Origin of the sequence: Dietzia sp. SYD-A1 (genome assembly GCF_015356725.1) — a bacterium.
Lineage (GTDB): Bacteria > Actinomycetota > Actinomycetes > Mycobacteriales > Mycobacteriaceae > Dietzia.
Map to the genome: position 1 here is coordinate 1 of NZ_JADDKI010000057.1, position 9,373 is coordinate 9,373.

Annotated in this window: 6 protein-coding genes; 3 read left to right on the forward strand and 3 right to left on the reverse strand. The window is 71.8% G+C overall.

Annotated features, from left to right (window positions below; translation table 11 throughout):
* The coding region (locus IY392_RS02950; RefSeq protein WP_194860458.1) for a PD-(D/E)XK nuclease family protein at nt 1-2,725 on the forward strand (2,725 nt) is incomplete at its 5' end.
* Entirely contained in the window at nt 2,722-6,162 is a 3,441-nt protein-coding gene (locus IY392_RS02955) for a UvrD-helicase domain-containing protein (protein ID WP_194860459.1), read from the forward strand. The genes IY392_RS02950 and IY392_RS02955, both read left to right, overlap by 4 nt.
* Here IY392_RS02955 and IY392_RS02960 read toward each other — a convergent pair.
* Complete coding sequence (locus IY392_RS02960; protein WP_194860460.1) at nt 6,155-7,273, reverse strand: DNA gyrase subunit A; 1,119 nt, start codon at nt 7,271-7,273, stop codon at nt 6,155-6,157. The two genes, IY392_RS02955 and IY392_RS02960, sit on opposite strands and share 8 nt — an antisense overlap.
* Before the next feature lie 243 nt (nt 7,274-7,516).
* On the opposite strand from IY392_RS02960, the gene IY392_RS02965 reads away from it, so the two are divergent.
* Entirely contained in the window at nt 7,517-7,906 is a 390-nt protein-coding gene (locus IY392_RS02965; RefSeq protein ID WP_156607043.1) for a hypothetical protein, read from the forward strand.
* Here the strand turns inward: IY392_RS02965 and IY392_RS02970 are convergent.
* Nucleotides 7,890-8,738, reverse strand: coding sequence for a tyrosine-protein phosphatase (locus IY392_RS02970; protein WP_228548948.1), 849 nt, complete (start codon nt 8,736-8,738; stop codon nt 7,890-7,892). The two genes, IY392_RS02965 and IY392_RS02970, sit on opposite strands and share 17 nt — an antisense overlap.
* 150 nt (nt 8,739-8,888) lie before the next feature.
* Nucleotides 8,889-9,302 (reverse strand): DUF4870 domain-containing protein, encoded by a 414-nt coding sequence (locus tag IY392_RS02975; RefSeq protein WP_107755299.1) that lies wholly within the window; start codon nt 9,300-9,302, stop codon nt 8,889-8,891.
* Between the last annotated feature and the right edge of the window lie 71 nt (nt 9,303-9,373).

Consider the following 9,373-nt stretch of genomic DNA (forward strand, 5'->3'; position numbering starts at 1 on the left):
CCCCCGCGCCGCGCTGCCGTTCCCCCTCCTGGAGGCGGCGGTGGAGAAGGCCCTGGACGCGGACCCCGGCGAACTCCGGGCGGTGGCCGGCGAGCCGGTCACCGGCCAGGCGGTGGCCCGCGCATGCCTGCGGCTGGGAACCGTGGAGGCAGGATCGGTGGCCGCGGAGAACCGGCTCCATTCCGAGGTGCTCCGGTTGTCGGAGCAAGCCCGTGCCATGACCGGCTCCGCCTACTACACGCAGTTCGAGGCCGTCTCGGGCGCGATCGAGAGGCTGGACGGTCTCGGCCGCGTGGTCCTCGCGGCCCCCTTGAGGGGGACGGAGGCCGAGCGACGTCTGCGCGCCGCCCTGCACTCTCGCGGGGTCACGCCGATTCCCGGGACGGGAGCCGACCACCTGGCCTCCGCGGCGGAGCCCGACGGCGACGGCGCCGTCACGGGAACCCATGTCCTGCACGCGTCGGACCCGGATGACGAGGTGCGGGCGGTGGTCCGGTTCGTCCGCTCACGCCTGGCGGACGGGCTCCCGGGGCACCGGATCGGCGTCTATTACCCGTCGCCGGACCCCTATCTCCGACTGCTGCTCCGGGCGTTCTCGGAGGCGGGGATCGTCGTCAACGGACCCTCCGCCACCGATCTCGGTCGCACGACCGCCGGCCGGTCCCTCGTCCGACTGCTCGCGATCGACCCGGACCTCATGCCGCGCGCCGACCTGCTCTCGATCGTGGCCGAGGGGGCCGTGGCACTCCTCGACGACCGGGGCACGGCGGTCTCGTCCCGTCGGCTGGAGATGCTCACCCGCATGCGTGTCCCGGTCATCGGAGCGGGCGACTGGACCCGCCTGGCCGACCACCTCGCGGACCGTGGTGAGCAGTCCGGGGACGGGTTCACCGACTCCGACCGGGCGGCCGCCGCGGCGCTGCTACACCTGGTCGACAGGATCAGGTCGACCCTCGGCACCCTCGAGTCCGCACGGACCTGGTCCGAGGTCGGAGAGACGCTGGACACCCTGCTCACCTCCCTCTTCCGGCAGACCCCCGACCGCGCGGCGGTGCAGGCCGCGGTGGGATCTCTCGCCGACCTCGACACCCTCTCGCCCGCGATCACCCGCGAGCGGATCGTCGGAGCGGTGTCCACCCGGCTGGACTCGATCACCGGGCGGGTCGGCGAGGAGGGTGCGGGCGTGAGCCTGGGCCCGATCGACGACGCGGTCGGCCGGGACCTCGACACGGTGTGCGTGGTGGGCATGGCCGAGGGACTGTTACCCGTCCTGCACCGACCCGATCCGCTGCTGCCCGAGGGAGTGGTCGAGCCACCCGCCTCCGAACTGCTCGACGAGCGGTACCGGGTCCTCCAACTGGCCCTGTCGGCGGGCGCGAACCGACGACTGTGTTCGTTCCCCCGCGGGTCGATGCGAGGTGGCGGACACCGCATCCCGTCCCGGTGGCTCCTGCCCACGCTCTCGCGCCTCTCCGGCGAGCAGGTCCACGCCACCCGGTGGCAGGAGGCCGTCGCGGGGTGCCCCGCCGTCACCGCGGTCCCCTCGTTCGTCGACGGCGTCCTCTCACCCGCGCCCCTCCTGGGCCCCGATCCGGCCACCCCCACCGAGCTGCGCCTCCGTGAACTGGCGGCACGCGGGTGGCGGGCGGGACCCACCGCGCCGGAGCCGCTCATCCGGGCACACGAGATGCGTCGGGACCGGAGGCTCGGTGTGTTCTCGCGGTTCACCGGAGACGTCTCGTCCGTGAACGAGCTGGTCACGGTTCTCGACACACCCGTGTCGCCGACCCGCCTGGAGGACTGGGCCCAGAGCCCCTACCTGTTCTTCCTCGCCACCGTGCTCCGGGTCCGTGTGCTCGACGACCCGGCGGCGGACATCGAGATGGACCTCCGCGACTACGGCGACCTGGTCCACGCGATCCTGCAGAGATACGTGGGCGAGCGACTCGCGCTGGGGGTCGGTCCGGATCGTGACCTGCTCATGCGCGCCCTGTCCGACGAGTGCGACAAGGCCGTCGCCGCGGCTCCCGGGCTGCTCACCCCCCTGTGGCGCCGGCGACGCATGCTCCTCGCCGCCGAGCTCGGCCGGTGGTTCGAGGAGGACAGCGCTGATTCGGACGCGGGCTGGCGTCCCACGGCCACCGAGCTCGGATTCGGACGCGGACTCCCCGGAGAGCCGTCGGCCGGGATCGCGCTCGAGGTGATCACCTCCCGCGGCCCGGAGACCCTGCTCCTGGCCGGATCGATCGACCGGCTCGACGTCCGGGATGGAGCGCAGCGCGTGACCGACTACAAGACCGGGAAGCCACCCGGGGTGGAACTGCGCCCGGGCGAGGACGACCCCACCGTGGCCGGCACCCGGTTCCAGCTCCCCCTGTACGCGGCGGCCGCCGCCTCCGCCCGGCACATGCCCGTGAGCGAGGCCCGCTACTGGTACTGCACCGAACGCGGGGGCTTCGAACAGATCTCCCTCACCATCTCGGATGCCGTCATGGACCGGGTCCGCTCGGACGTCGGCCACCTGGTCGACGCCATCCGGCGGGGATGGTTCCCCCTCAAGGGCGGGCGCGGGTCCTCCCGCGACCTGGCCGACCTGCTCGGAGGCGCGGATCTGGACCGCACGTGGGAGCGACTGTCCCGGCGGGAGCCACTCGCGTCCCATCCCGCGTTCGTCGGCATCGTCGCCGGTGACACGGCCGGGACCGGAACGGAGTCGACCCCATGAGCGCGCTCCACGACCAACCCGCCCGGGACCGGGTCGAACGGGACACCACCGCCACCCTCTTCGTCGAGGCCGGGGCGGGCACCGGGAAGACCCACGCCCTGGTCGGTCGGCTCAGCACCCTCCTGCTCACCGACGGCGTGCCCGTGGACAGGATCGCCGCGATCACCTTCACCGAGAAGGCGGCCGCCGAACTGCGTGACCGGCTGCGGGTCCACCTGGTCGACCGACGGGAGGGGGGAGACCCCCGCGCGGACGCCGCGCTCGCCGGGCTCGACACCGCGGCCATCGGGACCCTGCACTCGTTCGCACTGCGGCTGCTCTCGGAGAATCCGCTCGAGGCCGGGACACCGCCGAAGGTGACCGCCCAGCAGGACACCGCCGAGGCCACGGCCGTGGAAGCGATGTGGCAGGAATGCGCGAGCGTCCTGTTCGGCGGAGACCGGAACGGGTCGCGCTCCGGCATACTGGCCCAGGCGGTCGACGACATGCTCGACGCCGGCGTCGGCACGCATGCTTTCCGCGAGATGGTGGAGGCGCTGCACCGCGACTGGGACCGACTCCCGCGCGGCCCTCTCCACTCCGGCGGGGCTCCCGGTTCCGAGCTGCCCGCCACCCCCGATCTCGCGGAGATCGTCGCCGCGATCGGGTCGATCATCGGATGGCGAGAGTCCTGCCAGGACGAAACCGACAAGCTCTACCAGACCCTCGCCAGGCACGAGGAATGGCTGACGGACCTCCAGTCGGCGGCCACGGATCGGACGGCGTCTCCCACCTGGGTCGAACTCCTCTCCACGCCCCTCGGTCCGGGAAGCGGGGGAAAGGGGCCCAACTGGGGCGGCGCCGACACCGTCAGGGAGATCAAGGAGGAGATCAAGCGACTGCCCTCTATCTGCACCGAGGTCCTGTCCGCCCACTGGCGCCCCCGCATCGCGATCGTCCTGGACGCCCTCATCCCGGTGATCCGCGGACACGCCGAGGACCGGCGCAGGCGCGGCACGTTGCAGTTCCACGACCAACTCGTCCTGGCGCGTGAGCTGCTGCAGGACCCCGAGGTGCGGGACCGGGTCAGGGCCCGGTACACGCGCATCCTCATCGACGAGTTCCAGGACACCGACCCCATCCAGCTCGACCTCGCCACCCTCCTCACCGCCGAGGACGGCCGACGGGGCGCGGGGTCCACTGGTGGGTCGGCACCGAGCCCGGAACCGGGCTCGGTGTCCGGGAGATTGTTCACCGTCGGTGACCCCAAACAGTCCGTCTACCGTTTCCGCCGGGCGGACATCTCCACCTACCTGCGGGCGCAGCAGATGGACGGGGTCGAGATCGAGCGCCTGAGCACCAACTTCCGGTGTTCGCGGGCGGTGCTGGACTGGGTCAACTCGGTGTTCTCGGAGGTGATGCTCGCCGCGCAGGGCGTGCAGCCCGAGTACCGGGAACTGGAACCGGGTCCCGATCGGCCCCCGTACGACCCCGCGCACGGGCCCCGTCCCTTCGTGTTCCGCACCGAGGACGTGCCCGCGCTGCCCGATCACTGTCCCGCGGACGCGAATGACGACATCACGCGGCACTGGACCGAAGCCTCCGATGTGGCACGGGTGATCGCGACCGCCGTCCGGGAGCAGTGGACACACGAGTCCAAGGACGGTGGCCACACCCCGCTCCGCCTCGGGGACATCGCAATCCTCCTGCCCTCCCGGGGTTCTCTGCCGATGATCGAGAAATGCCTCGACCACGCCGGGATCGACTTCCGGACCGAAGCGTCGTCCATCGTCTACGGCACCCCCGAGATCAGGGACCTCCTCCTCGCCGTGCGGGCCGTGGCCAACGCGGCCGACGAGGCATCGCTCGTCGGAGCGCTCCGCTCCCCGCTCTTCGGATGTGGTGACGACGACCTGCTCCGGTGGCGCGCGGCCGGAGGGGTCTGGGCCCCCGGCGCCCCGGCGCCCGACCACCTCGTGGACTCCCCGGTCGCCGTGGGGATCGACTACCTCTCCGACCTGTCCCGGCGGAGCCGACGACCGGGCGAGATCCTCGAGACACTCGTCCACGAGCGGATGGTCTTCGAATCGGTCGCCGAGTCGCCCCGCCGGCGCGACCTGTGGCGACGCATCCGATTCGTGATCGAACACGCCTGGCAGTGGGAGGACTCCGCCGCCGACCCGGCCCGCGCCGACCTGCGCGAGTACGCGGACTGGGCGCTGGCACTCACCGCCGAGGACGCCCGGGTCCCGGAGGCGGCGATCCCGGAGATCGGGGTCGACGCCGTCCGCATCACCACGATTCACGCCGCCAAGGGGCTCGAGTACCCGATGGTCGTGCTCGCCGGGATGAGCCGCAAGTGGCCGGGTGACCGGGACAGACTGCTGTGGACGGACGACGAGCCTCCCCGACCCGCGGCCTCGTTCTCCACCTCGGTGCGCGATCCCGGGTTCGCACGGGCCGCGGAGCGGGAGGCGGAACACTCGCTGGCGGAGCGGATCAGGCTGCTTTACGTGGCCGCCACGCGCGCGGAGAGTCGCCTCGCCGTCTCCGGACACGGATACGTACTGACCAAGGAGAAGAATCCGAAGCCCCGGAGACTGTGGGGTTCCCTCCTCGGTTCGGTCATGGAGATGCCCGACGCGCCGGAGCTGGTGCCCTACGGGCAGGATCTGCTCGAACCGGCGTCCGCACCCCCCGTCGACGTCCCCGGACGGGACGAGTGGGACGACCGCAGCCGCGAGGTCGTCGCCCGATCCGCCGAGCGAGCCGGGTGGTCGGCGACCCGGATCGCCCATCACCCCGCGGGCGGGCCCGATCCCTCGCTACCCCAGCAACTGGCCGCCGCCCTGCGGGACCGGTTCGCGCCCGCTCCCACACGTGAGGAGGAGCTGCCGCCCGCACCCCGGACGGTCCCACTGGCCTCCGGCACCGACGTCGGCACCGCCGTCCATCACCTGGCCGAACACACCGATCTCGCCGAGCTCCTCACAGCAGCACCCTCTGCGGACATCCGGGAGTGGGAGTCGTGGGCGGCCGATCAGCTCACCTCCCTCGGTCTCGGTGGCGGCGTCCGCGACGCCAGGTCCCCCGAGGCCGTCGAGGAGATGGTCGCCGTCGCCCGCACGGCCCTCACCTCGGACCCCGTGCGCAGGGCCGCTGGCCGTCCGCACTGGGCGGAGCTGCCGGTCGCGGGATCCCTCGCCACGACCAACGGCACGTCCGTCGCGGTGGACGGGGTGGTCGACCTGGTCGTCGACCACCCCGACGGGTCCCTGTCCGTCATCGACTACAAGACCGATGTCGCCGTCACCTGCGCCACCGTGGACGATTACCTGCTCCAGCTGTGCGCGTACGCCGAACTCCTGCGGGCGACCACCGGCCGGACCGTCAGCCGCGTCGAGCTCGTGTTCTGCCGCGGCGGCCGGGCCACCGTCATTGGACGGGATCTCAGTTGAGGTTCGTCCACGCCACGCGTCCGTTCGTCGCGGCGGCGATCGCCGCGTCGCACGATTCGCCGGTGGTCACCGCCCGGTACACCTCCACCAGCAGGTCCACGACCGAATCCCACACCCGGTAGAGCGGTTCGTCTCCGCCGTACGCCCAGACCGCTCCGGCATCCGGACCGTCCCGGTAGGCCACGGCGTACCCGTAGCCCCGCCTCTCCGCGATCGGCCACAGTCGACCCGCCCAGGTCACCCCGGGCCCCGGCTCCGAACCCAGTCCACCGGTGGCCATGGCGTGCTCGAACATCCTCGCCTGCACGTCGAAGCCCCGGGCGGGGTCCACCGGGTCCGCGAACGGTAACAGTCCCTCGACCGCGTCCAGGCCCGTCCGGCGGAGATGCCAGAGAAGCGTGCGGATCCCCACCGAATCGTCGACGCCGCAACTGTCGAGCAACATGCCCGACCGGGAGTCGGAGGCCCGGGGATCATCCAGCCACGCACCGGGCGCTCCCTCCACCTGCACGATCTCGGCCAGCGCGTCGCACAGCTCCCCGACCTGTTCGTCGAGCACCACCGAGGCGTCATCCACGCGGCCGGACCGCGATCGACGAACCACTGGCGCGGTGGATGCGGGAACCCCGGAGGTCACGGACTCCTGGGGAGTCGAACCATCCCCCCTCTCCCCGTCCATCACCCACCGGATCCGTTCGAGGGCTCCCTCGATGTCGGCGGCCCACTCCGGCCGGGCGACGGATGGATCCGGGCCCACAGGAGCCAGTGCCGGTGCCGATCGGACGTCGTCCTGCCGCAGCGCCGGGATCGACCCGGTGACGTCGGCGAAGAGCTCCAGCCGGTCCCGGCGGCTGTCGCGCATCCGGTCGCGTTCGGATCGGGTGAACGACATCACCGGGAGCGTGAGGAGCAACGCGGCCTGCCTCCCGGAGAACCCGAACCCCGTCTTGAGGGCGCGCCGCGCCTCGACCGGGGAATCCGAGTGCCGGATGGTCTCCATCACGGCGGTGAGGTCCTCACACGCCATGAGCAGCGCCTCGGCCTCGTCGAAGGCCCTCCCGGCATCGTCTCCGGGCTCGAACCACCCTCCCAGTGCACCCGTAGCTCCCACGCCGATCCCCCGATCTTCCCCGCTGTCGAACTAGTCCCGGCCCCCACCGGTTCCAGGCGAGATCCTACGCGGGCGGACACTGTGACGGTCCTGCAGCCGCACGGCCCCGGCAGCTGCCCTAGCCGACGTTGTGACCGATCTCTCCGGCCGAAATACCGCCCTTGACCAGTCCTTTCCATTTTCCGATCAGTTTCCTAAGGTCGCCCGAGCGTTCCCGTGGAAATCGGACGTAGGGTCCTGGACATGAACGGACATCTGACGCTAGAGGACGGGGGCCGGAGCCATTCCGTCCCGGATCCTCCTGCTGAGGGCCCCGGGGCGGAGGCCCGGCCCGGCGTCGACGACCGCGGGATCCGCGACACCGCTCCGGCCGCGGTCTTCCCGGCGCCGCTGACCACGGTCTCCGCCGCGGCGACGGGAGGGTTGATCGGCCTCGGAGCCGTCTACGGCGTCGCGGCACTCCTCGCCGACACCCTGGTGGGTGTGGCGCTGCTGGTGCTGGTGTTCGCGCTGACGATGGCGGGCCCCAGGGTTCATTCGATGGCACGGACCGAGGTGGGCCGCACGGTGGCGGTGGTTCTCGAGGCGATCGCCTTCGGGGGCGTGCTCGGCGCGGTCATCGTGGTGTTCTGAGCCGGGCCCCCAACTCGTCCACCAGGCCCTCCTCCACACCGGCGCCCTCCACGAGGTAGCGACGGACATCGCCGAACTCACGGGTCAACGCTGTCAGCGACCGCCTGATGTTGACCTCCTCGACCCCGATGAGCACGTCGATCGCCTCCAGGCGTTCGGGCATCTCCGCGCGGACGTAGGAGCGGATGGCGTCGACGAAGTCGACGGACAGCTCGCGCGTCAGCATGTAGTCGGCGATCACGTCCTCCTCGCGGACGCCGGCGAGCAGCTGCAGGACGGCAGAGGTCCAGCCGGTCCGGTCCTTGCCGGCGGTGCAGTGCACGATCGCCGGGCCCGTCGACCGCGCCACGGCGCGGACCGCGCGTCCGAAACCCGTCCGCTCGGCGTCCCCGACGACGAACCGCTCGTACATGATCGCCGTCTCCCGCCGGGCGTCCTCGACGCTGTACGTGCCGGCCCCGGTGAAGGCGGCGGCGGAGGTGTTCCCGGCGAGGACGTCGATCGCGAGGTAGTGGGCCCCGTCCGGGATCACGTCGGGCTGTCGGACGATCTCCTCGTCGGTCCTCAGGTCGACGACGGTGCTCACCCCGAGCCGGTTGAGCACGCCGAGATCGTCCTCACCCACGGACAAGGTGGTGGACCGGTAGACCAGACCGCGGGCCATGGTCCCGGACGGCTCGAGTGCGTATCCATGGCCGGCGACGTCCCGGAAATTGTGGACGCTGGTGAGTCGGACGTCGCCCGGCGCCGGACCGGACGCGCCGGCCGCTGCGCTGACATCACGGACGACCTCGGCGTCGACCCCGGTGTTCATGCGCGCATCTGCGCCCATTCCGCGTCCCTTCGGCTCCCGCGCGCCCGGATGGCGCGCCGCCCCCTCTCGTTACTACCGGATCGCCGGGACCGGTGCGAGGCGGCGGCGCCGCGTCGGTGGGAGGGGCCGACGACGAGTTCCGCGCGCTGACCGGGGGGAGCGGGGTCGTCAGCTCAGGATGCGCAGCTGGAACGGGTAGTTGATGGTCCGGCCCCGGGTCGCGCGCACGACTCCGATCAGGTGACCGACGATCTGGAGGACGAAGGAGACCGCCAGCAGGACCAGTCCGATGGGGATGCCGATCACGGTGATGATGAAGACCCAGCCGACGATGCTCATGATCCACAGACCGACGTTGAAGTTGAAGGACCCGGCCGCGGCCTGCCGGACGAACGGGCTGCGGTCCTTGTAGATCAGCCACATGACCAGCGGGCCCACGAAGGAGAGCCACCCCGCCGAGAGCGCCATGGCGATGAGGCTGGACGCGTGCGCCAGGGCCGCGGGCGTGCGGTCGTCGGGTCCGGCCACGGGCTGGCCGTACTGGGGTTCGCCGTACTGGGGGGATCCGGGCTGCTGCGTCATGCCCCCAGTGTGCGCCTCTCGGGGGCGTCGGGGCATCAGGGATATCCCCCGTGTCGCCACTGATCCCCGCC

Excerpts from the sequence above, each read along its gene's own strand:
- IY392_RS02955 (WP_194860459.1), top strand. The coding sequence starts at position 2,722 with ATGAGCGCGCTCCACGACCAACCCGCCCGGGACCGGGTCGAACGGGAC.
- IY392_RS02965 (WP_156607043.1), top strand. The coding sequence starts at position 7,517 with ATGAACGGACATCTGACGCTAGAGGACGGGGGCCGGAGCCATTCCGTC.
- IY392_RS02970 (WP_228548948.1), bottom strand. The coding sequence starts at position 8,738 with ATGGGCGCAGATGCGCGCATGAACACCGGGGTCGACGCCGAGGTCGTC.
- IY392_RS02975 (WP_107755299.1), bottom strand. The coding sequence starts at position 9,302 with ATGACGCAGCAGCCCGGATCCCCCCAGTACGGCGAACCCCAGTACGGC.